The following is a 24,702-nucleotide window of genomic DNA, read 5'->3' as shown; positions in this document are numbered from 1 at the left end:
CTTTTGTTATGCCGTTATTCCATATTTTCGATCCAGTTCATCTTTTAACTCATCATTAAAAATCGATAATTTATCAGCAAGTTTAGCTATCGAAGCTAAGTTTTCATCATATTGATCAAAGGTAACTAGTTCTAATTCATCAATTAATTTATGCCCTTTTCCGACCATCTCAATTAATTCCTTGGTAACTTTTGCAGCAGTTTGCCGAACTTCTTTTTCTTCACGTAAATTATCAATCGTTTGTTTCAAACGTTCCACATTCTCTTGCTTATGTTCAAATTCAACTTCAGTTTTGGCATATTTAGCTGCTCGTGCTTTTAAAACATCAATTGACTTATACAACTCCACTTTTTCCCGTTTGTCACCTTTAATTTGAATTTCATTCATCGCAATTTTACGTTTTAAATCTTGATAATCACCAGGTTCTTTAATTCGTTCTACAATTTCTGTATTAGTAGCAGCTTCAACTTTTTTTAATTGTTCTTCATAGTCACTTCTTTCGCTATTTAATTTTTCATTTAAAGTTTGTAGTTTTTTGTTAGTTGCATTTAGCTGCATAGCAAGCTCATATTGCCGATCTGCGTCCTTTTCTCTAGTTTCCTTAAGTTCTATCTCAGTTTGCTTTTGACCTTCTCTAGCTTCCTTTAATTGTTTCTTCAAGTCCCTGATCTCTTGTCTAGTCATATCTTCAGGAAGTTTAGACTCCCCATTACTAGTAAAATGTTCTTTATTACGTTCTTCCGGTGGAAGAGTTGCAATTTCATAGAGAACACTCATATTCAAATCAGGCGCCGGCGCCTGATTTGAATCTCCTAATTCAGAAAATATTTGTATAGATCTTCTAGCAAAAGAATCTCCAATATTCATAGATTCTAGCCAGGTTAGCCATTCTCCATGCGCTAAATCATGATCCTTAACCCATTTCAAGCGTCGGCCAATTTCAAAAACAGCTTGTCCGGCCATATTTTGATATCCTTTAATTTCAGCCGTAATAACATTTAAATCATTACTTAATTTTCCAACTTCCTGCGTATACTTATCATGTGTAATATCTTTCATCAATAATCCCCTTCCTTGATCTACTTAAAGTAGCTAAATCATTGCAAAACTCTACTAATTATAGTGAAAAGCATCAAAAAAAATAGACTCTTTCTTTTCTCCAAAAAAATCCTCAATTTTTTGCATGGTTTTATATCGTGTAACTCTTCTATTAGTTTCCCAAGCACTAATACTTTTACTGCTAACATTCAATTTTGTGGCTAAATCCATTTGACTTACTTAAATGAGAACTAATCCTTAATTCTTTCAATTTGTTCATGCTCAACCTCCTACTCAAGTAATTTTATTCTACCATAAGTAGAGTTACAATAAGAATATATACCAATAGTAGATATTTAACATTTAATTCATTTTATGCTTTAGGCTACAAGTAGTAGATAAATAATTATTTATCTACTTAAAGGAGAATACAAATGTTTCAAACAAAACTAAGAGATTTAAGAAAACAAAGTAATCTAAGTCAATCTATGTTAGCAAAAAAATTAAACGTTTCTTCAAAAACTATAAGTGCGTGGGAACTGGGAAACAGACAACCTTCCCTTGAGACTTTAAATAAGATATCAAATATATTTGGAGTAACCTCAGATTATCTTTTAGGAAATGAAAGAAATAAACCTAATTGGGCTACTAATCATGATGCTTTAGAATTAGACAAGTTTTTAGATACAAATGGTGCAATGACATTTGAGGGCGTTGAATTAAATAAATCACAAAAAACAAGAGTTAAAAAGATCTTAACCGAAGTTTTCTGGGAAGAACTTAAGAAAGATCGTGATAAAGGAATTAGATAACTATGAATATGTATAAAACACTAGCTATAAATATTGGAAAACAACTTAAAACTTTCGATCCATTTAAAATAGCAGAATTTAAAAACATAGAAGTCAAATATAAAAATTTTGACATAGAACCTAAACGTGAAGCAGTCAAATATTTCAATCGTTCAATAATATTGCTAGATATCAGTTTAAAAAACATTGATAAAAAATATTTCGTCTGTGCTCATGAACTATGCCATGCATTAGAACACACAGAACTAGCAACTTACTACATTTCCAACTGCAATATCAAAAATAAATTCGAGTACCAAGCTGATCAATTTGCAATTGAACTACTAAAATCACTCTATCAAGAACAATACGATATCCCAGCATTAACTAAAAATGACCTTCAAATAGCATACGGAATTCCTGAAAAAATAATATTTAATTCATAAAATAAGACCTACCTCTTAATAATTCAAGGGTCTTTTTTATTTTAGAATTAAATTAGTTAAAATAATAACTAAAACAAAAGCTAAAGAAACAGGATACATGAAATATCTTATTGGCAATTGGTAGCACTTGCCTCTATCCCGTATTAATCTCCCCAATATCAAGGTTTATAGCTACTTTATCTTCATTTTTTAATTTAGTTATTTGTTCTTTTAAAGTGTTAATTTCTTTGATTTCTTGCTCTGTAACCTGGTTAAATAGATTTACCCGATATTGTTCTTTTTTGGTCTGTAGTTGCCTTACAAGGGCATATAACGTCACATATGCTTTAGCGTGATTATGACCAGTATCTTTTACAATCAATTGATTATGATCTTTTAAAGAATTCAACACACGACTTAATGAGCTAGGACTAATTCCTAACTCTTTTTGGATTTTCCTGGTTGAAATTACAACTCCTTCATGGTCAGTTGCTTTTTGATTGAATAATTTAATTAAATCTTGTTTCCATTCACTTTGATGTGAATACTTACGATCTTCACGTTTTTTAGCAAATTTATACCAGCTTTTATTTTTGGCTTGTTTTAATTTAGCTCGTTCTTCCGTAGTTGCCCAGGTCTCAATTAGCTCTTTAATGTAAATTGAACTAGCACCTTGATATACACCTGAATAAGCGTCTCTCACACAACGATTTAGATCACGTTGGTTGAGTGGCACCTTCAAATTAGTATTAAATTCGTCTAAAAGATCATAACAAACTGATTCTGTCATTTTCGATGAATAGCAAGCTAATGCTAATGTAAGAATGGTATTGTGTCTACCAATTCCCATACCAGGCTTGATATCAGTTTTATGCAGCAACCAGTCAAACCATGGTTGTTTTACTTGTTGACCATATGAAACTCGGTCTGAATTAACCACTTGGAGCTTAGGTCGATGTTCCTTGTAATATTTTTTACTCCAATTTAATATTTCAGAAAATCTAACTGTCATTTCTGGTTCAAAGTAAATTACATTGTCTTGACGTGGAATTCGAAAAATACCAAAATTATTACAACCGACGTCAACCTGACCTAGCTCACTCTTGATTGCTGATTTAATATTACTAGAAATCATTTTTGCCACTTCTAAAACTGGATACCTGATACCCTTTTTACTGACAAATGCAGGATTATTTAAAACGTAGTAAACCTGGTACCCTTTATCAGTTTCTAAAATTAAAGTGGGAAAAATAATATACCCAAGTAGTAGGTTTTCCATCACTTTATTTTTATTCAAGTCACGCTCTTTTGCATCTTTAAAGTCTATATCAACTACAAAGGTATTAATCTGATTTAAATTATGTTCTGAATGACCTTTTAATTCATGTTTATCATTTGTATAACCAAGCCAAGAAAATTCATTAGGTGTCCAATGAGTAAGTTTATTATCATTTTCAAACAAAGCTTCGTAAGAACTAATAGGAAAGCCTTGTGCCTTAGTCATAGCTTCTTTACTACGGAAAGCAGCAATTGCTCCTTTTTTATCATTGTCATTTCTATTAGTTAAGGGAACTACTTTATTTGAATTTTTAACTTTTGTTTTCGTTAATCCATTATGTAAAATTAATCTTAAAATACTATGTAATTTGTTTTTATCAATATTGGTCATCATTTTCACCTCTTTTCAGTAATTGATCTTAATCATCATATGTACTGAATTCTAATTAAGTAAGTAAATGCAAACAAAAAGAGGAACAAGTAATTTTTACCTGTTCCTCTAAAAACGCACTTACTATCTAAAAAAGATAATGAAATGTTGACATATTTGGCATTTAGAATGTATTATATAAGTACATTTAAATATTAAATATATAACTAGGACGTTAAAGAGTCACAAGTGGGTGTTCACTTGTATGGCTGGTTAAGAAGTACTACCAATATTTCTTAATCAACGTTCTTTTTATTTTGAATAAAAGTCATACCTTTTAGGTGCGACTTTTTTGTTACGTTAAATATATATTACTATAATAACGATTGCAACAGCTTTTTGCTCGTTTACTACAAATAGTAAAGAATACAAATAGTAAAGAATACAAATAGTAAAGAATACAAATAGTAATTTTTAATAAAAAGCATAATTTTTATTTTGTCTACTTTAAAATTAAAGTTGATTTAACAGTAAGTAATAAGGGAAGTTCGAGTTATCATTACTATTTGTAGTAATGTATATTGATTAGCTATGTAGTGATGTAGTATAATATAAATGTAGTAATGTAGTTCAATATACAAGTAGTAATCTTTTTAAAGGGGATAAAAATGAGTAAAAAAATAGTTTTTGGTAATTTTAAAGGCGGCGTAGGAAAAACCACTAATTCTGTAATGACTGCATATGAATTAGCAAATATGGGCTATAAAACCTTGGTCTGTGATTTAGACCCTCAATCAAATTCAACTCAATTATTAAGAAGAACTTATAAACTTCAAAATAATAAAGATCTTAAAATGGATAAAACTATGATGGTTGCATTAAAAGAAGGATCTATAGATGATGCAATAGTTAATGTAATGAATAATTTAGATTTATTACCATCATATCAAGACTTTACAAACTACCCCGATTTCTTAGAGCAAAAATTTTTACCAACAATTGAAGGATACAAAGAAGAAAGAATTAGGTATTTTAAATCACTTCTTAATTCTGTAGAGGGGAATTATGATTACATAATTTTAGATGTTCCTCCTACCCTTTCTATCTATACTGATACAGCATTATATGCATCTGATTACGTAATTGTTGTATTACAAACTCAACAAAGATCACTTGATGGAGCCGAAGCATTTTTTGAATATTTACAATCATTTTATGATAATTATCAAAATACTGATTTTGATGTAGCTGGTGTTTTACCAGTTTTATTAAAAAATAATGCTGGAGTAGACAATTCAATATTAACTGAAGCAAAAAATATATTTGGTGAGGACATGGTTTTTGATAATATCGTAAAACATATGGAAAGATTAAAAAGATATGATAGGCTTGGAATTTCAGAAAAAAATCATACGTCTAATTGGGATTTCCATGATACAAAGTTACACTACAAGTACACCCAAATAACATCAGAAGTTATTGAAAGGACTAAACATTAATTATGAGTCAAATAAGATTTAATAAATCAAGAACACCAAAAAATGTAGAAGAAACAACTATTACAAAACCAGAATTAACATATACCGCAGATAATACCACTGAAAAAAAGAAAAAAAGAAAAAAGACATACAGTACCATTAGAGTAGAAAAAGAAAAAGTTCATAAGTTAAATGCATTACAAAATTCATTAGGTTTTAATACACAAAATGAATTTTTAGACTTTTTACTTGATGGAGAAAAGGAAAAACTTACTGGTAGACAAAGAACTATGTACAATATGTATATGGATACATATGAAGCTAGAGACAGAAGGAAAAAATGATAATAATCATGTAGTAAAATAGTAAAATATATTTTACTATTTTACTACTACTAATTAACAAAGAAACATAAAGGAGCCATATCTATTTATCATTGTCTAATGTTACTTATCAAATAATATATCGGTTGTTATCTAGGCAGACCTAGATAATTTATAAAAAACTATTGTTGATTCTCGTAGTAAAGGGCTTGTTGAAAATAAAAAAGTTCCTGTTATATTAGATGAATTAAGTGATAAAGTAAATTTTAAAGAAAAAATTGGTTTAAAAAAGATTTATGTCTGCTGACTCGTTTTAGAGAGATTAATTTTCACTCATAAATTTTTTGAAAATTAATTTAAATAATTTCATAATTAAATATTGATTATCAAAATCGTTAACTTATACATCAAATTAACCTTCCTTTTTAACTCAAGTAAACTATAATAAAACCGTGGAGAGTTATTTCATAATCATAAGGAAAAAGTTCTAGATTAAAACTCTTTTTCTTATCTCAATTCTAATTAGAAGTATATTTTCATGGAGCGAAAAATGAAATTAAGTTTTGGAAACCATATTTTTAATTCCTACGAGGTTAAACGATTGAATGCAGGAAACATTGTTGAATATAATGCAACGTCTAGAGCTTGCCCTTATACTGTTTATCAATACAAAGTCAAATTAGTAGATGGTAGGATTGTACAGTTAAAAAAGCCGAATAAACTATTTAATATTAAAAATAATCCGCAATATCAAGAACAATTTGACTTATTGACCAAAAAGGAAGCATTAAATACAAAACAGCTACGTTTATTTTAAAATAAACGTAGCTGTTTTGTATTTAAGTCAGTGATATGAACCCCATAAGCTGGACAAAAATCTAACTTATTGGGTTTTTGTTATGCCAAAAATAAATTACGAGTTAAAACAGCAAATTATAAAAGAATATTTCACTGGTACTGGGGCAATTACGTTGTCCCAAAAATATAAAGTTTCAAAATCAGTTATTTTAAGTTGGATTTATTATTACAATAATTTTCGTATTAAAACAAAACTAGGAGGCAAGTCTCCGATTCAATATCGAAAACTTGTCTCCTAGAAAAACTAAATAATGTGTCCAACTTTATGAGTTCACATCAACGGCTAAAATGAATGATCCTTTTTCGTTAGTTAACATATCCTAGAATAATCTAAATAGTTAAATAAAATCATCGTAACTTAAAATTTACGATGATTTTTTGTTATTTTTAAAAATTAAAACGCTATTGATTTTTGTTAGTCACTTTTGTGTATAATCAATCTAGTTTAATTTTCACTATTGTTAGTTAGTAATTTTAGTGTGTATGGAGTAAATAATATATTCATTAAATTAATTGAGAATATTTCAGGAGACTCTGGAACTGGTTTTGTAATCCATATTTGAATACTTGCTAAGATAGTTCTAGTAAATAAATCGCTGGCTGTTTTTAAGTTTATATCTCCCTTTTTGATTAATCCTGTTTTAAAAAAGTTTATGTAAATTAATTCTGAATACTTATTAAGTAAATAATGTTTCCATTGACCGTATAGAGTTTTGTTATAGGCAACTCTAATTTTATCTTTATTTTTATAAATTTCATTAGACATAATAAAAATCAATTCAATAGCATCTTTTTTATTTTTGGGTGTATGTAATTTATTTATAATGGCTAAGTATGTTTTCTTATCAATATCATTAAAAGTATAGTTAATTAAATCACTGATATTTTTAAAATTATTGTAAAATGATGGTTCTGAAACTCCTGCTGTAACAGTAATATCCTTAATTGTTATTTTACTTAATGGGTTACGTTTTGATAAATTTAAAAATGAGATTACTATTTTTTGTTTGGTTTTGGTATGTCTAGTTTTCACGTAATTAATAACCACCTTTAATTTTAATATGCCACATTATTGTTACATTTTTATTACATCATAGTTTTTGTTAATTTATGCATTAATAAAATTAGCAAGTGTAAATGCTATATAAGGTTTATGTTTTAATCTAATTTTTAGCAATTATAAAAATAGTCCTTGAGAAAATTTTTTAATTATAGGTTATATTTAGAAAGTAATAAATTAAATATAGCAAATTATATAATAAAGGGAGATTTTAAATGTTTAATAATGATGGTGAAAAAATACATTACAAGATGTACAAATCCGGTAAGAGTTGGATATTTGGTGCTATTACGGTATCAATGTTTTCTGCTGGAATTTTTGGTGGAACGTTTTTATCAAATGGCAAGAATGTACATGCTGATACATTAACTACAACTTCAACCAGTGGAAAGGAATCCACTGATGACAATATTCAAGCCACCGAAATAAAAAATACTGCAGCAACTTCGTCAACTAGTGAAAATGTTGTGCTAACTCCAAGCAACAATAAACAAAATAATGATACTTCAAGTAACACTGCACAAATTAAGCAAACCGCAGACGCTGTTTCAGCTGATAATAACCAAAAAACAAGTGATGTGGTTGTATCTTCTAATTCACCAACACAAAAAAAAGCTACACCAATTCAAACTCAAAAAAATGTCCAATACTCAAGTGATAGTAATGGTAAAGAAACTTATAATCGAATTCAAAATGATAATCAAGTTTCTTTATTTGATAATCATGAAGATACACAATCTACCAATAGCTTAGATAGTAAAGAAACAAATACAAATGAAACTGATAAAAACAGTACATATAATTTAAATGACATTACTGATATAAGCGATCAATTTTCAAAAGATAATAATAAAGTTAAAGATTCCATAAGTACCGCCAATCCAAATAATGATAATTCAGTTCCAGCTCAATTTATTAATAACAATGTTTCAAATGTGGTTCTTGCTACTAATTCGAATAATGAAGTTCACACAGGAACAATGGATAATGGTGCAACATATTCTTTTAATAGCAATAATGGACAACTTGAAATCTTAAATGGAAATATGGACGCTATTGTTTATGATAGTAAACTACAATTAATTGCTAAGGATATACTTAGTATAAAAATTGACCCAAATGTAACTGCAAGTATACCCACTCTTTTTGGTTATTTAACTAATCTTACAGAAATTACTGGTTTTAAAAACTTATCTATTTCTGGAAATATGTCAGGCATGTTCTATGGTGATACCAGCCTAGTTAATTTAAATGACATAAATGATTTAGATACTTCTAAAGTTACTAGTATGAATAATCTATTTTACAAGGATTCTTTATTAGTTTCTTTAGATCTAAGTAACTGGAATACCAGTAATGTTACTAGCATGTCATCAATGTTTTATACAAATTCTCTTATAGGAGCAACTAATTCAAAATTAACAAGCATTAAACAAAATTTTGATACAACCAATGTTACTGATATGTCATTAATGTTTTGTGATGATGGTAATCTCATTAATCTCGACGTAAGTAATTTTAATACTGCTAACGTTACTAGTATGAAATGGATGTTTGATGAAGCGAAAAGTTTAAAACAAATTAATGTAAGTAATTGGGATACATCCAAAGTTGTGACTATGGAATGGATGTTTATTAACTCTGGAGTTGAAGAATTAGATTTTACTAATTGGACAATTACTCCTAACACAAAAACAGCAATGATGCTTCAAACCGATTATGGTAATTTTGAACCCATTAGGATTATTAAAATTGGAAAAAATGTACATTTTAATACAACAGATGATTCTTATGATCCTGTTTTGAGAGATCCTGGAGACCCTTCTAAATGTTGGCAAGCAGTTGGATCTGGAACAATAGATAATCCTAATGGTAAAAAAATACCTCGTAATCCCTATGCGGGAAATGATCCAATTTATCAAATGACTCCTGGAACATGGGTATGGGGAAATATTAATGATGATAACAAGGAATCAATTACTGGTAAAGATGTAACTATTTATGCTGGTGATCAATTAAACAATGCTGACTTTGATGCCAGTGCTACTGACAAAGCTGGTAATTCAGAAGCAGTTACAATTGATACTTCCAAAGTAGATGTTAATAAACCAGGGGTTTATACCGTAACGATTACAACTGCCGATGGTCAAAGTAAAACAGTTACCGTAACTGTTTTAGCTAACAAGGAATCAATTACTGGTAAAGATGTAACTATTTATGCTGGTGATCAATTAAACAATGCTGACTTTGATGCCAGTGCTACTGACAAAGCTGGTAATTCAGAAGCAGTTACAATTGATACTTCCAAAGTAGATGTTAATAAACCAGGGGTTTATACCGTAACGATTACAACTGCCGATGGTCAAAGTAAAACAGTTACCGTAACTGTTTTAGCTAACAAGGAATCAATTACTGGTAAAGATGTAACTATTTATGCTGGTGATCAATTAAACAATGCTGACTTTGATGCCAGTGCTACTGACAAAGCTGGTAATTCAGAAGCAGTTACAATTGATACTTCCAAAGTAGATGTTAATAAACCAGGGGTTTATACCGTAACGATTACAACTGCCGATGGTCAAAGTAAAACAGTTACCGTAACTGTTTTAGCTAACAAGGAATCAATTACTGGTAAAGATGTAACTATTTATGCTGGTGATCAATTAAACAATGCTGACTTTGATGCCAGTGCTACTGACAAAGCTGGTAATTCAGAAGCAGTTACAATTGATACTTCCAAAGTAGATGTTAATAAACCAGGGGTTTATACCGTAACGATTACAACTGCCGATGGTCAAAGTAAAACAGTTACCGTAACTGTTTTAGCTAACAAGGAATCAATTACTGGTAAAGATGTAACTATTTATGCTGGTGATCAATTAAACAATGCTGACTTTGATGCCAGTGCTACTGACAAAGCTGGTAATTCAGAAGCAGTTACAATTGATACTTCCAAAGTAGATGTTAATAAACCAGGGGTTTATACCGTAACGATTACAACTGCCGATGGTCAAAGTAAAACAGTTACCGTAACTGTTTTAGCTAACAAAGGACAAGCACAAATTAACGTTAATCCATCAGAAACCTTATCAACAGGGAATGATTGGAAACCAATTGACAGTATCAAAAGTATTATTGATGAAAATGGTAATAACATTAATGTCCAAAATGCTTTAAACAATGGAAGTTTGAAGACTACCTTAACATCTTTAAACAATAATAAAAATGATGTTAAGTTTATCTCATTTGCACGGGTTAATGATGATGGAACATCATCAATTGTTACATTAGATGATATCCATAACGTAAAGGGGACTTATATTTGTACGTACCTTTTTGAAGGTCAATTAGCACAAACTACTTTATTTGTTGGAACAAATGATACTGATAGTATGGCTAATTCAATTATCTTTGAAGATCCACAAGGGAATGTAGTTAGCAGCCCATTCGTCATTACTGGTAAACCGGGTGATACTGAAAACATTACTAGTCATATTCCCTCAGGATATCATTTAGTAAACGATAATGATAAAATCATCACACTGTCTGGGACTAAAGAAACTTTTATTATTTTAGTTGAAAAAGATTCAAATATACCAAGTAATAATGGGGGAAATATTCCTAATAATAACGTACCAGGCAATAATATACCAAGCAATCATAGTAGTGATACTTCAACTAATGGAAAATATTCAGAAAACAGCACTACAAATAAAAGTATTATTGATGGAACTACTGAAAATGATAATTCTTCAACTAAAAAAGTTAGTGGTCAAGTAAACAATAAGATAAAAACTAATCAAAATAGTGAAAATAATTTACCCCAAACTGGGGAAGAATCAAAAGTTTCAAGTTTGTTGTCAATAGTGGGTGCAATCTTGTTAAGTATTTTAGGCTTATGTGGCTTCAGAAAAAATAAATATTAACATTAAACTAATTAATGTAATATTTGTAATGTTGGTATATGAAAACATTAATAAGAATATATCTATAAGGAATCGTAAAATTTCTAATAAAAAAAGAATAAGACACAACTTAAGACTTACATTAAACCTGTGCAATCACGGAAGAAAAACTAAATTAAGACAGACCAAAAAAGTAATAATTAAATAACAAAAGCAGGTATTATTTTACTATTAATTTCAGGAATTATGGATATTTTGGGATTACTCTGATTTATAAGAAAGGGTAGCAAAAACATATAAAATAAAGTTTAAATGAATTGTGAATGGAGCCACTTAAATTGGGAATCCAATTTAAGTGGCTCTTTTTATTTAGTTTACTTGTAAAGCAAGTGGTTAAATATGTGTACATATTTAATGTAGTTTATTAGAATAGGATTAAATAATACTTAGGGGTGCAAGCATGGTAAAAATTAGTTCTGATAGTGATGCAATTCAAGGAGCTGTAAGCGGGTTAAAACATTTTAGCCCGATCAACGTTAATAAACCAAATGCTAGTTATAGCAACATTCACGGCTTGAAATCTGGTAATAAGAGCATTGGAAAGTTAGCTAAAACAACTAACTCAATGGAAAAAATGATTCAAAATAAAGCAACTGCTTTTACTAAAATTGACTCTAAAAAACATAATGATGATGCTAGTTTAGCTCAAGGATTTGAATAATGGATAATAAAAGTAAGCAGAAAAAATTAAATGAACAGCTCGATGATTTAAAAAACGAGCAAGCTAAAGAGGAAGAGCAAGAAAATACATATTACCAAAAGTTCCGTAATCAGTCGAAAAAGATCATGGCTAGCCTATATTCATTAGGGGCTAATGATGATACTGAAATGCAAAGATTATCAGAATACATGGCGACTCAAGATTTAGAATTAAGCCGTTTGTTAGGAACCATGTCAAAAACTACAAACGAATATTTTCAAGGCAAAAAACGACAACTAGAACATAAAGCAGAGGAATAATTATGGGACTAAAATATGATAGCGGTGAATCTCAACAAATGATTTCCGCCTTACAAGAAACCATTAGTTTAGCCTTAGCTTTTATTCAACAGGCTGAAAGTGGAATTGATCAATTAGTATCAAGCGTAGGTCAAGATGGAATTACTGGAAAAGCTTACGAAAGCGGGAAAAACCTTTTCAGTGGTCAAATTAAAAATAAAGTTCAAGAATTAAAAAGAGCGACTGATAAATTAAAAAGAGATTTAGCAAAGTATAAGAGCGCTAACCAAAAGGTTAGCCACTATGGTCACATTGATGAAGAACATCTAGAAGAAACTAAATCACATATTCAAAAACAAATTAGTAATTTAAAAAACATGCAACATGATTACCAAAGAAAAAGTAGTAAGGCTCATGACTCTGACTTATCTTTGATTTATCGGAGCTTTGCTTCTAAAATTCAATGGCAGATTGATGGACAGCATGAAGGCTTACATGCCATTGAAAAGGAACTTGATGATTTAAGAAACTATAATCAACGGGTTAGTGGTTTATTTGAAACTGGAATTAAAGAAACCATGCACGTCCAATCTAGTTTTGATAGCAGTGGAATTAAATCAAGTTCTTCCTTGATGAAAGGACATGATAAGAAAACGATTATTAAAAACTTTGAAAAAGCATATGGACTAGATCATAACACTGCAGAAGACTTATATGAATTTACCCAAAAGTTTAATAAATATGCTGTCAAAATGAAATGGAGCAGGCAAGAAACCGCCTATCAATTTGCACGCTTTATTGCGTCATTATCAACCGCATACAGTGGAAAACCATGGCGAATCGCAGGTGGGACGTTATTAGCACCTGAAGCTATTAATATTTTATCTAAAGCTGGATTTTCAAAGAATTTTTTAAGTGGATTTTCTGATCATCTATCTAAAAATCACATTAATAAAAGCAAAAAGGCAAAAAACGATTTTGTTCATACCATGGGTTCATTATCAGTTATCCTACATCAATATAAAACTAATTCATCATTAACTGGATCTATAAACGATCAAGCTAGCAATTTTATGATGCGTCTCGGGACCATTAATGTATATAATGATGATCCCATACGCTCTTACTTCGTGATGTCTAATGGATTACCTGGATTTTTTGTAAAAAATATGTTGACAGATAACAACGTCAAAGCTGACGCTACGTATCGAGGAGATATTGCTTCAGGACCTAAGGGAATAAGTTCTAATGACGTTAAATCCGATTTTGATGCCTTAAATTTAGCTAACCGTATGCAAAATGGCGATTCTTTAGAGAAAAGTATAAATGGATATGGTAATTACCTAAACTCTGGGAACAATCGTGTGTGCGAACTATATAAATCACTTGGTGACGGAAATATTAATGAAGGACGAAAAGAATTTAAGCGTCAAGTTTTCAAGCCTACCACTGATCCAGGAAGCATTGCCATTAGAATAACTACTCCCTACTATGGGCCAGATGTTAAAGCAACTGATAAATTTTGGCATTTAGTTAACGAGGAGGAACAAAAGTAGTGAGGAAACATAAAATATTTATAATAGCTGGGATTACATTAAGCATTGTGGTACTTGTCATTAGTCTTTCTCTTTATTGGCAATATAATTTGTATAAAAGTAAGAATGCCTTTTACTTCAGTTACAAAAATCACGAAAGCCTAGATAAGCAAACTGATGCCTTTGCAGACTCTGTAACTGTCAAAGATATGAAAAGAGCTGGAATTGAAAGTAGTTCTAATGATGGAAGCAAGTTAGTTGTTGCATTTTACGATGGAAAGTACCAGTTTATGCCAAGAAATACTGATAATTCTTATAGTTTTGATACACCTTTAGTTGTTGGATTTGAAAATAATGATGAAATATTTCATTATTATAAAGGTTTTAAAAAAACTGGTGGAGATAAAGTAAGCTTGCAAGATAAAAAAGAAGCTTTAAAAGCCTATAAAGAGGTTTTAAAAAAGACTTATGATCACTGGCAAATTAAATATAAGTTTCCTTTTGCAAACGACTAAAATTAAGAGCTTTTTAGTTAGTTAACATATCCTAGAATAATCTAAATAGTTAAATAAAACCATCGTAATTTAAAATTTACGATGGTTTTTGTTATTTTTAAATTAATAAATAGAAGAACAGCGATTTATTAAAATCTGTAATTTAGCGAAAAAGAAGCCACAACTTAAAACATTTAAAGAATATAGTCTATTGATCTTTGCTAATTTACAAATTCAAGACACACTTTTACAATTAAAAAACTATATTCAAATTGCTAATAAGAGGTGGTTACTAAAAATTATACATTTCCCAAAAACCGTTTGACTACTAATGTATAACTTTATTAGATCACATCAATTTTCAATCATTTTTAATAAATTGTAAAAACATTATATTTGTTTTTACTTTGGATTTATATAATTAATTAGTAATTGAAATTCATTGTGAAACATTTTACAAGATATATGGCTAATGATATGTTACTATAAAAAAGTTAATAGATAGTTAATAAAACATTAAGGAGATAGATGTGCTAAAAAAATATGAGGATTTCAATAGTTTAAATAAGAAAATTATACAGTATATTGAACTAACTAAAAATAAACACATAAAGTTAAAGATTTTGTTAGGGGCAGCTTTTATTAGTTCTGCACTTTTATATACTAATAATGCATATGCAAGTTCAGATAGTAATAATACTGTGAAAACTAGTTATGTGAGTACCAATCAGATAAATAGTAATATAAATAGCAATTTAACTTCTGACAAAAATGTTTCAAGTGATAAATTGACAAGCCCAGAAGTTAATAAAGATACATCAAATAATACTGTTACAAATAACAGTTTAGATAATAAGCAGTCTGAAGATAGTAACCTTAATAAAGATACATCAAATAATACTGTTACAAATAACAATTTAGATAATAAGCAGTCTGAAGATAGTAACCTTAATAATAGTCAATTTAACGTCAAAAATAACGTTGATAATTCAAATAATGAAGATGATGTATCAATAAAAAGTGAATCTGAAAAATTAAAAAATGAATCGAGTTCTTTTATAAAGTTAGGAAACGACTCTCAGCAACTAAGTTCTGAACAAGATGGTTTTAAAACTATTGATGGTAAATATTATTATTATAAAAATGGAGTTTTGCAAGTTAATCAATGGGAAGAAGAATGGGGAAATACTTATTACACCGACAACAATGGTATAGCAGTCCAAGGATTCCAAAATATTGGTGGAAATCAGTATTATTTTGGCAATGATAATACATATTATTTAAGGAAAAATCAGAATATTGACTTGGGTAATGGAAATTTAGATTATGCAAATAATGAGGGAATTGTCACACCTCTTCATGGATATATTGATAACAAGTGGTATGACAATGGTCAATTGTATACAGGTTTTGCCAATTATTATAATAAATATTATTACTTTAAAGATGGCATTAGGCAAGAGCATCAATGGATTTATGCTTATGGACTCACATACCATACCGATAATGAAGGTGTAGCTATGTCTGGTTTTCAAACTATAAATAGCAAACATTATTATTTTGGTAATGATAATACATATTACCTACGAACAAATCAATTTTTTAATGATGAAAATAAAACTTATTATTCTAATAATAATGGTGAACTAATTCAAGGCTTACAGACAATTGATGGCAAGATGTATTATTTTGGTGATGATGGTACATATAATATGAGAACCAATCAAGCATCATTGGATCTTGGAGCAGGAAATACCATTAAAATTGATGGCAATGGAGTCGTGACACCTCTTCATGGATATATTGATAATAAGTGGTATGAAAACGGACAATTATATACAGGATTTGCTACTTATTACGGAAAATATTATTATTTCAAAGGCGGAATTAGACAAGATAACCAATGGGTTAACGCATATGGACTCACATACCACACCGATAATGAAGGTGTAGCTATGTCCGGCTTACAGACAATTGATGGAAAAATGTATTATTTTGGTGATGATGGCACATATAATATGAGAACCAATCAAGCATCATTGGATCTTGGAGCGGGAAATACCATTAAAATTGATGGCAACGGAGTCGTGACACCTCTTCATGGATATATTGATAATAAGTGGTATGAAAACGGACAATTATATACAGGATTTGCTACTTATTACAACAAATATTATTATTTCAAAGATGGAATTAGACAAGATAACCAATGGGTTAACGCATATGGACTCACATACCATACCGATAATGAAGGTGTAGCTATGTCTGGCTTACAGACAATTGATGGCAAAATGTATTATTTTGGTGATGATGGTACATATAATATGAGAACCAATCAAGCATCATTGGATCTTGGAGCAGGAAATACCATTAAAATTGATGGCAATGGAGTCGTGACACCTCTTCATGGATATATTGATAATAAGTGGTATGAAAACGGACAATTATATACAGGATTTGCTACTTATTACGACAAATATTATTACTTTAAAGATGGAATTAGACAAGATAACCAATGGGTTAACGCATATGGACTCACATATCACACCGATAATGAAGGTGTAGCTATGTCTGGTTTTCAGACAATTGATGGAAAAATGTATTATTTTGGTGATGATGGCACATATAATATGAGAACCAATCAAGCATCATTGGATCTTGGAGCGGGAAATACCATTAAAATTGATGGCAATGGAGTTGTGACACCTCTTCATGGATATATTGATAATAAGTGGTATGAAAACGGACAATTATATACAGGATTTGCTACTTATTACGGCAAATATTATTACTTTAAAGATGGAATTAGACAAGATAACCAATGGGTTTACGCATTTGGACTCACATATCACACCGATAATGAAGGTGTAGCTATGTCTGGTTTTCAGACAATTGATGGAAAATTGTATAATTTTGGTGATGATGGTACATACTATATGAGAAATCTTTATGTATCTGCTAATCAACTATTACAACTTGGATGGGTTGGAGTAACTGACAAAATGGTTGAAGGTTTGAACAATTGTTTGATCAAATTTGGAATTACAACTAAGGCTAGAATTTGTCATTTTCTCAGTCAGTGTAGTGAAGAATCAGGTGCAGGTAAATGGACTGAGGAGTTAGGTAGTGGGGAAGAATATAACGGAAGAACGGACTTAGGTAATATTTATCCTGGTGATGGTGTTAAATATAAAGGTGCTGGTTATATTCAAACTACTGGTAGAAGTAATTATGCAAAATTAGCTGATTTTATGGGAGATAGTCGTATTTTAAGTGAAGGAGCAAGTTATGTAGCCGCAAATTATCCATGGGCAAGTGCAGGATTTTGGTGGTATTCAAATGGAATGAATGCTTTATGTGATGCAGGTGCTTCTGTTGCTCAAGTAACAAAGAGAGTTAATGGTGGTTATAATGGACTTTCTGAAAGAGAGTATTACTATAATAAATGTTTATCAATCTTTGGATAGTTAATTTTTTTGTATCGGAAATTTATCATCTATATTACTAAGTAACTAATATTTAAGACTTAAAGAAGACATAATTTAAAGAGAGAGACCATACTGATGGTCTACAAAAAAAGTTAGACATTTTTATAGTTAAATTATTTTCAAGAACTTATTTCGATATTCAATCGGGGTAAGTTCTTTTTTTCTTGAAATTCTTTCGTAATTAAAACAAGTTTTATATTCTAAGCATAATTTCTTTAACGTAGTTAAAGAGATAGGTATATTTTTTAATGCAAAGAAAAGCTGTTTTGTTTTTAATAATTATTGAATTAAAATCATTAAACCAAAAACTTTTATTTTGATAATTTAATGAGATAATTAAAGGAAAAGTGAGGTAAAGGTTAATGGAATATTATACATTGTCTTCAGGTATGAAATTGCCCAAAATCGGTTTCGGAACTTATAAACTAAATGGATTTTCTGGTGCCATGTCAATAAAGTCAGCTATTAATAATGGATATCGATTATTAGATGATGCTTATAATTATGAAAATGAAGGGGCATTAGGTAATGGAATTAAAAATTCAAATACCAATCGTTCTAACCTAATCGTTACTTCAAAATTACCTGGTCGTTATTATGAACATAATAATGCCATTAAAACTATTCAAGAATCTCTTTACCGTAGTAGATTAGATTATTTTGATTTGTATTTACTACATTGGCCTAACCCTAAAAAAGAAATGTACGTAGAAGCCTGGCAATCACTAATCGATGCTAAAAAATTTGGTCTAGTTAGAGAAATTGGAGTATGTAATTTCTTACCTCCATATTTAGATAAGCTAGAACAAGAAACTGGTATAATTCCTGTAATTAACCAAATTGAACTACACCCATATTTTAATCAACAAGAACAACGTGCCTATGATACTAAGCATAATATTTTAACTGAGGATTGGAGTCCCTTAGGTCGTGCAAGTTTGATGCTAAAAAATCCAATTTTAAATAAATTAGCTAATAAATACAATAAAAATGTATGTCAATTGATTTTACGTTGGGAAATTCAATTGGGTACCTTACCAATTCCCAAAGCATCTAATGATAAAAACCAATTAGGCAATTTGAATATTTTTGATTTTAAAATCGATAATAATGACATGGAAACAATTAATAGTTTAACTCAACCCAATGGTAGAACGCATAATCAAGATCCAGCTGTATACGAAGAATTTTAAAGATATGTAGATATATATTCATGCTCCTTACAATTTATTTGAGATAATTAGGACAAATAATACTATTGAAAAATGATAACGATGTTTTTGCAGCATTGAAAAAAATTGTTTTAAATAAAAATGGCTTAACTAATTAATATAGTTAAGCCATTTTTATTATATGACGAATCTTAATATTATTTAGAACGGTAATAAAGACAAGACACAACTTAAAAGTATTGATTAAAGGATTTTCGTTAATAACGAAGGTTCTTTTTTATTGACTTAGAGCTAGCTATAAGTACTAAACTAACATTGTTAGTTATAGGAGAAATAATAATGAAAAATATATTAATTTTGGGAGCTCATGGATAAATTGCTCAGATAGTAAAACAACGCTTATTAGCAGAAACAGATGTTCATCTGACATTATATTTAAGAAATGCAAAAAGAATTACAGATTTGAATTCCAAACGAGAAACAATTGTTGATGGTGACGTTAATGATTATGAAAAATTAAGTCAAACAATGCAGAATCAAGATCTCGTGTATGCTAATTTAGGTGGTCAATTTGAACCAATGGTTAAAACTATTTTAAAAGCCATGGATGCTAATCAAGTTAAACGCTTGGTCTACGTAACCGGTCTTGGTCTTTATCATGAAGTTCCTAATCCATTTGGTAATTGGGTTGAAAATTCGGTTGGTCATGAAGTTATGGAAGATACTAGACGGGCAGCCAAGTTGATTGAAATTTCCGATGTGGATTATACCATTATTAGAGCTGCCTATATGGATAATAACAATGAAATTGACTATGAATTAACAGAAAAAGGAAAAGCATTTAAAGGAACTATTATTTCACGAAAAAGTATTGCTGATTTGATTGTAAAAGTTATTCAAAATCCAAATCTTTATCAAGATAGTAGTTTAGGAATTGCTAAGCCAAATACCAATGGACCACGGCCTATGTTTTAATTGCCAAAAGATACTACGTGCTTCGTCCTACTAACAAATTACTTAAATTAAAAGACTATAGTGAAATACCCCATAAAAGTTAGACAAAAATCTAATTTTAGGGGGTATTTTTTATAATTTTATTAGATTATTTCTAAAGTTACTTAGAATATTTTAAAAGTAGTTTTGAAATTAATACTATTTCTTAAATCAACCAAAAGTATAAAATTAGTCTTGATTGATTTTGAATATCCTAATAATCCATGAAACCCTGTATATAATGTTTAAAATCCGATTTGTGATAACCAGTTTTTTACTTCACTTTTGACTTGTTTTTTTTCTTTACCTTTAATAGCTAAAAGAACACCATTAGTTTCTTGGCCACCCTTTACTGAAAAACCCTTTAACACAGTTGCTCCAGGCGTAGCATCTTTGATTTGTGAAAAAGTAGATCCGGCACCGAATCCTCCATTAGTATTAAAGGGAATAATGGTTTTATTATTAAAGTCATATTGAGTTAAAAATGATTTTACAGCTTGTGGCAAAGCCATATTCCATGTAGGAGTTCCGATAAAGATATACTTATAGGCAGCAAAATCATTAACTTTAGTTTTTAATTTAGGGAGAAAATTTTGTTCCTGTTCTTCGGAATTTTGTGATACTTGCGTTTGATAGTTACTTGGTTGCGGAGTAACTGTTTCGATTGGGAATAAAGTGCCATTAACATCATTGCAAATTAATTCAGCAACTGTTTTAGTGTTTTCGGTACGTGTGTAGTAAGCAATTAATGCTTTTTCATTTTCCATAAGTTAATTCTTCTTTCTTTTATTTAATTATGAAATTATTTTACTACCTAAAGTGTACTTTAAGGCAAGGATAAAAATAATTGTTGCATTAAAGCTTACTTTAAGGATTAGACTTTTAAATATATTGAATGATTAATATTTTAAGATAAAGAAGGAGTTCTGATGAGTAAGAAGAAACGAATTATTTTAGGAATTATTTTAGTTGGTTATTTTATGATCATTCTTGATAATTCAATTATCTTTACAGGTACTGTCAAGATTGCACAGACCATGCATTTAAATGAAGTTCAGTTATCATGGATTCAGAATGCATATGCATTGTTTTTTGGTGGGTTCATGCTTTTAGGAGGTCGAGCTGGAGATATTTTTGGTCGAAAGAGAATCTTTGAATTAGGTTTATTTATTTTTGCCATTGGGTCGCTCTTAGTTGGTTTAGCCACAACTGGTGAATTTATGATTATTTTTAGAGCATTTCAAGGAATTGGGGCGGCAATTATTGCCCCAACTACTTTAGCTTTAATTATGGATAACTTTGTTGGTAAGAAGAGAACTAAAGCGGTTGCTTGGTATGGTTCTATGGCTGGAGTTGGCGAATCAGTTTCGCAAATTTTAGGCGGTTTTTTTGCAGCGACGGTGGGCTGGCGATTTGGTTTCTTTATTAATGTTCCAATTGCTATTGCCATGATAATTATGTCATATAAATTTATTCCAGAAGGAAACAAACAACCTGGCAAATTTGACTGGTTGGGTGCTATTTTTTCGTTAATCGCTGTTTCAAGTTTAATTTATGCAATTGATGGGGCAAAGGGACCACTTTTATTTGGGATTATTGCAGTAATTTCTTTATTGTTATTTATTTTAGTAGAAAGCAAAGCCAGTCAGCCCATTATGCCTCTGGGAGTTTTTCTTAATAAGGTCCGAGTTGGTGCTTATGTTGGAAGAATTGCTTTTACAGGAGCCATGATGGCATTTTGGTTTTTTACCCCACAAATGTTACAGGAATATTTACACTATTCGCCCTTTGCTGCTGGAATTGCATTCTTACCGTTAACAATTGTCACGTTTATTTTTTCATTACAAGTTCCTAAATTAACTAATAAACTTGGTAATGGAATGTTGTTATTAATAGGAATTATGATTACTTTAATTGGAATGGGAACAATGATTTTTTACCAACATGGCTATTGGCTAGAATTAGCTCTTCCAATGATGATTGTAGGAGTCGGACAAGGATTGGCTTTTGCTCCTTTAACGGCTGCTGGAATTTTTGAAGTAGACGATAAAAATGCTGGTGCAGCTTCAGGAGTTGTAAATGTAATGCATCAAATTGGTGCAGCATTTGGAATTTCTTTAGTCACTAGTTTAACTGTAGGAATTCATAATCCAGTAGTTAAATTTAGTATGTCAATGAAGTGGATTTCTATTTTACTTTTAATTGTGGTCGTTGTTACGATATTGTTTATTCTTCCTAAAAAATCAAGGAAAGCTAAACTATGAAAAAGATAAATCCATTATTAATTATTATCTTGATTATTTTGATGATGATTGCTATCAACGAATATCATATTTATTACCATTAGTTTGAATCACTTATTTAAATTACAATTAAGATGTTGGTGTACTTTTGTCTAATTCCATGGTTGATTTTATTAAAGTGTTTAGCAAACTGTTTTCTTGTTTGAGGTTGGTAGGACTTGAATTTGCTTTTTGTGATGGGGTGGAGTGATTCGTAATAATTTTTTCAATAGTTATGGTAGCTTAATTTATGCCATCCAAAAGTTCGTTGTTCATTACTAATTATTCTTTTTTCATAGATAGATCCTAAAGTATGGGATCTAGCTTTTCTTTTAGTTTCAGTTTTATCAATAAAAGAAAGTAGTTAGAAAACTTTTTTGATTTAAATAACATAATTGATAGTCAGTATCATTTACCAAGAGATTTAAGGGATTGATAAACAACTTTAATCTTATACCTAATAATCAACTATCTTTTTTAGATTAAATTTATTGCCCAGCTTAAGGGGTTCATATTATTATCGCAATTTTTATTTTTAAACTATTGCTTTCAAGTTGACTTGAAGGTATATGATTAAAAAAATTAGAAAAGAGGTCTATTATGAAAACTTTAACAAAGAATAAATTGCTGGTGGTAGTGAGTACTTTAATTATTGGAGTGGTTATTGGTGTAACCAGTGCCTTTTTAGTCAATAATCATAATTCTTATTCGGCAGCTTCACGTTCAAGTTCAGCTAGTATGCAATTTAGTAAGCCTAAAAATAATGATACAAAAGGAAAACGAGTATTTTTAAATGCTAGTCAAAATCAAGATGGAAATACTTCTGAAATGGCACGAAAATTATTTGGCAACAAATCATACGATCAGATAAATCTAGCTGATTATAAAATTCCTCAAGTTGGTCAAGGAAATGGTGATTTTCAAACAGTATTTGATAAGTTGAAAGGTGCTAAAGTGATAGTAATTGGTACTCCGGTTTATTGGTCAAATATGTCTGGATATTTAAAGACTTTTATTGATCATTTGCAAATCAATGATGATTTAAAGGGTGCTGATTTATACGTCATCGTCCAAGGTCAAGAAACCAATCAAGATGAAGCACGTCAATCTACTTATAATACCCTAAAGCATGTTGCTAATCGTTTTGGACTTAACTTTGTTGGGATTGCTTCTAATGATTCAGAGATTAATAAGTTACATGCTAAATTAATTAATAAATAAACTGTTATTTCACAAAAAAGTATTGCTGATTTGATTGTAAAAGTTATTCAAAATTCAAATCTTTATCAAGGTGGTAGTTTAGGATTGCTAAGCCAAATACCAATGAACAGTGGTGTGGTCTATGTTTTAATTTAAAAAAGATAACTTTTTATTTGCTATAAAGTGCACTTTAAGGAATACACTATGTTTATAGTTTTGAAAGGAGAAAGATTATGAGTAAAGTAATTGTAATTACAGGAGCTTCATCAGGGATTGGTGAAGCTACGGCTAAGTTATTAGCAGAGCAAGGCAATCAGATTGTTTTAGGAGCTAGACGAGCAGACCGAATGGAAAAAATAGTAAAAGATATTGAAAATGCCGGTGGTCAAGCGATTTATGCAGAGACAGATGTGACTGATTTAGACAGTGTTAAAGGGTTGGCGCAAAAAGCACTTGATTCATTTGGTCGTATTGATGTCTGGATGAACGGGGCTGGTTTGATGCCACAATCACCATTTTCTGAAGGTCGAGTAAAAGACTGGAATATGATGATTGATGTTAATATTAAAGGTGTCTTAAACGGAATTGATAGTTCTTTATCAATTATGAGAAAACAAGGAATTGGCCAATATATTAATATTGCTTCAATTGCTGCCCACTTAACTCATGCTAATGGTGGAGTTTATAGTGCTACAAAAGCAGCGGTTTGGATGATTAGTGATGCTTTGCGTCAAGAAGAAGCAGCTGCTAAATCAGGTATCAGAGTTACCGTTGTTTCACCTGGTGCAGTTAATACTGAGTTAGTAGCTAACATGACTGATCCAGAAGTTAAAAAGGGAACGGAAGAATTTTACAAAAACTATGCCATTTCTCCTGACCGAATCGCTAAAGCCATTGCTGAAGCAATTAATTTGCCAGAAGATACTAGTATTAATGAAATTGTAATTCGTCCTACTAATCAAATTGCTTAAACAAAATCAAAAGAGACAATTCACCTTTAAAGTGAGTTGTCT

Annotated in this window: 23 protein-coding genes; 17 read left to right on the top strand and 6 right to left on the bottom strand. The window is 30.1% G+C overall.

What is annotated here, in order from left to right; translation table 11 throughout:
- Positions 1-6: 6 nt before the first annotated feature.
- Entirely contained in the window at positions 7-1,059 is a 1,053-nt protein-coding gene (locus tag AC0GLY_RS07940; protein WP_496612315.1) for a DUF3102 domain-containing protein, read from the bottom strand.
- Between the two features lie 54 nt (positions 1,060-1,113).
- Positions 1,114-1,269, bottom strand: coding sequence for a helix-turn-helix transcriptional regulator (locus AC0GLY_RS07935; protein WP_496612314.1), 156 nt, complete (start codon positions 1,267-1,269; stop codon positions 1,114-1,116).
- Positions 1,270-1,472: 203 nt separating this feature from the next.
- Between AC0GLY_RS07935 and AC0GLY_RS07930 the strand changes: the two genes are divergently transcribed.
- Positions 1,473-1,850, top strand: a complete 378-nt coding sequence (locus tag AC0GLY_RS07930; protein WP_496612313.1) for a helix-turn-helix domain-containing protein — start codon at positions 1,473-1,475, stop codon at positions 1,848-1,850.
- Between the two features lie 2 nt (positions 1,851-1,852).
- The gene (locus tag AC0GLY_RS07925) at positions 1,853-2,275 is read left to right on the top strand and encodes an ImmA/IrrE family metallo-endopeptidase (RefSeq protein ID WP_496612311.1); all 423 of its coding nucleotides are present in this window, start codon (positions 1,853-1,855) and stop codon (positions 2,273-2,275) included.
- A gap of 133 nt (positions 2,276-2,408) precedes the next feature.
- Here AC0GLY_RS07925 and AC0GLY_RS07920 read toward each other — a convergent pair whose 3' ends face one another.
- The gene (locus AC0GLY_RS07920; protein ID WP_496612310.1) at positions 2,409-3,926 is read right to left on the bottom strand and encodes a primase C-terminal domain-containing protein; all 1,518 of its coding nucleotides are present in this window, start codon (positions 3,924-3,926) and stop codon (positions 2,409-2,411) included.
- 644 nt (positions 3,927-4,570) lie between these two features.
- Here AC0GLY_RS07920 and AC0GLY_RS07915 point away from each other — a divergent pair.
- The 4 genes from AC0GLY_RS07915 (at position 4,571) to AC0GLY_RS07900 (ending at position 6,800) form a co-directional block, all read left to right on the top strand.
- Entirely contained in the window at positions 4,571-5,401 is an 831-nt protein-coding gene (locus AC0GLY_RS07915) for a ParA family protein (RefSeq protein WP_496612309.1), read from the top strand.
- Between the two features lie 2 nt (positions 5,402-5,403).
- Positions 5,404-5,724: a DUF5388 domain-containing protein gene (locus AC0GLY_RS07910; RefSeq protein ID WP_496612308.1), complete on the top strand. Its 321-nt coding sequence runs from the start codon at positions 5,404-5,406 to the stop codon at positions 5,722-5,724.
- A gap of 529 nt (positions 5,725-6,253) precedes the next feature.
- Complete coding sequence (locus AC0GLY_RS07905; protein ID WP_496612306.1) at positions 6,254-6,520, top strand: hypothetical protein; 267 nt, start codon at positions 6,254-6,256, stop codon at positions 6,518-6,520.
- Between the two features lie 82 nt (positions 6,521-6,602).
- Positions 6,603-6,800: an IS3 family transposase gene (locus tag AC0GLY_RS07900; protein ID WP_496612305.1), complete on the top strand. Its 198-nt coding sequence runs from the start codon at positions 6,603-6,605 to the stop codon at positions 6,798-6,800.
- A gap of 206 nt (positions 6,801-7,006) precedes the next feature.
- Here the strand turns inward: AC0GLY_RS07900 and AC0GLY_RS07895 are convergent, their stop codons facing one another.
- Complete coding sequence (locus tag AC0GLY_RS07895; protein ID WP_496612304.1) at positions 7,007-7,594, bottom strand: TetR/AcrR family transcriptional regulator; 588 nt, start codon at positions 7,592-7,594, stop codon at positions 7,007-7,009.
- 242 nt (positions 7,595-7,836) lie between these two features.
- Between AC0GLY_RS07895 and AC0GLY_RS07890 the strand changes: the two genes are divergently transcribed.
- The 6 genes from AC0GLY_RS07890 to AC0GLY_RS07865 all read left to right on the top strand — a co-directional run bounded on the left by AC0GLY_RS07890 (position 7,837) and on the right by AC0GLY_RS07865 (position 18,021).
- Entirely contained in the window at positions 7,837-11,547 is a 3,711-nt protein-coding gene (locus AC0GLY_RS07890) for a bacterial Ig-like domain-containing protein (RefSeq protein ID WP_496612302.1), read from the top strand.
- A 439-nt stretch (positions 11,548-11,986) separates the two neighbouring features.
- The gene (locus AC0GLY_RS07885) at positions 11,987-12,247 is read left to right on the top strand and encodes a hypothetical protein (protein WP_496612301.1); all 261 of its coding nucleotides are present in this window, start codon (positions 11,987-11,989) and stop codon (positions 12,245-12,247) included.
- A complete protein-coding gene (locus tag AC0GLY_RS07880; protein ID WP_496612299.1) occupies positions 12,247-12,546 on the top strand; it encodes a hypothetical protein in 300 nt (99 codons plus the stop codon). The genes AC0GLY_RS07885 and AC0GLY_RS07880 overlap by 1 nt, the downstream gene beginning before the upstream one ends.
- Before the next feature lie 2 nt (positions 12,547-12,548).
- Positions 12,549-14,081, top strand: coding sequence for a hypothetical protein (locus tag AC0GLY_RS07875; protein WP_496612298.1), 1,533 nt, complete (start codon positions 12,549-12,551; stop codon positions 14,079-14,081).
- Positions 14,081-14,575, top strand: coding sequence for a hypothetical protein (locus AC0GLY_RS07870; RefSeq protein ID WP_496612296.1), 495 nt, complete (start codon positions 14,081-14,083; stop codon positions 14,573-14,575). The genes AC0GLY_RS07875 and AC0GLY_RS07870 overlap by 1 nt, the downstream gene beginning before the upstream one ends.
- Positions 14,576-15,084: 509 nt before the next feature.
- On the top strand, positions 15,085-18,021 hold the full coding sequence (locus tag AC0GLY_RS07865) for a hypothetical protein (protein WP_496612295.1): 2,937 nt from the start codon (positions 15,085-15,087) through the stop codon (positions 18,019-18,021).
- A 129-nt stretch (positions 18,022-18,150) separates the two neighbouring features.
- Here AC0GLY_RS07865 and AC0GLY_RS07860 read toward each other — a convergent pair whose 3' ends face one another.
- On the bottom strand, positions 18,151-18,276 hold the full coding sequence (locus AC0GLY_RS07860; protein ID WP_496612399.1) for an IS3 family transposase: 126 nt from the start codon (positions 18,274-18,276) through the stop codon (positions 18,151-18,153).
- A gap of 128 nt (positions 18,277-18,404) precedes the next feature.
- Here AC0GLY_RS07860 and AC0GLY_RS07855 point away from each other — a divergent pair, with 128 nt between their 5' ends.
- Both AC0GLY_RS07855 and AC0GLY_RS07850 read left to right on the top strand, forming a co-directional pair.
- Positions 18,405-19,235, top strand: a complete 831-nt coding sequence (locus tag AC0GLY_RS07855; RefSeq protein ID WP_496612294.1) for an aldo/keto reductase — start codon at positions 18,405-18,407, stop codon at positions 19,233-19,235.
- 354 nt (positions 19,236-19,589) lie between these two features.
- Positions 19,590-20,189, top strand: a complete 600-nt coding sequence (locus AC0GLY_RS07850; RefSeq protein ID WP_496612398.1) for an NAD(P)H-binding protein — start codon at positions 19,590-19,592, stop codon at positions 20,187-20,189.
- Positions 20,190-20,452: 263 nt separating this feature from the next.
- Here AC0GLY_RS07850 and AC0GLY_RS07845 read toward each other — a convergent pair whose 3' ends face one another.
- Entirely contained in the window at positions 20,453-20,974 is a 522-nt protein-coding gene (locus AC0GLY_RS07845; RefSeq protein WP_496612293.1) for a flavodoxin, read from the bottom strand.
- Positions 20,975-21,136: 162 nt separating this feature from the next.
- On the opposite strand from AC0GLY_RS07845, the gene AC0GLY_RS07840 reads away from it, so the two are divergent.
- The 3 genes from AC0GLY_RS07840 to AC0GLY_RS07830 all read left to right on the top strand — a co-directional run bounded on the left by AC0GLY_RS07840 (position 21,137) and on the right by AC0GLY_RS07830 (position 24,660).
- Positions 21,137-22,471 (top strand): MFS transporter, encoded by a 1,335-nt coding sequence (locus tag AC0GLY_RS07840; RefSeq protein WP_496612292.1) that lies wholly within the window; start codon positions 21,137-21,139, stop codon positions 22,469-22,471.
- A gap of 618 nt (positions 22,472-23,089) precedes the next feature.
- Positions 23,090-23,710 (top strand): flavodoxin family protein, encoded by a 621-nt coding sequence (locus AC0GLY_RS07835; protein WP_496612291.1) that lies wholly within the window; start codon positions 23,090-23,092, stop codon positions 23,708-23,710.
- Between the two features lie 212 nt (positions 23,711-23,922).
- Complete coding sequence (locus AC0GLY_RS07830) at positions 23,923-24,660, top strand: SDR family oxidoreductase (protein ID WP_496612290.1); 738 nt, start codon at positions 23,923-23,925, stop codon at positions 24,658-24,660.
- Positions 24,661-24,702 lie beyond the last annotated feature (42 nt).

The organism is Fructilactobacillus sp. YLN 2507, assembly GCF_059614085.1.
This window is presented reverse-complemented; position numbering and strand designations above follow the sequence as displayed.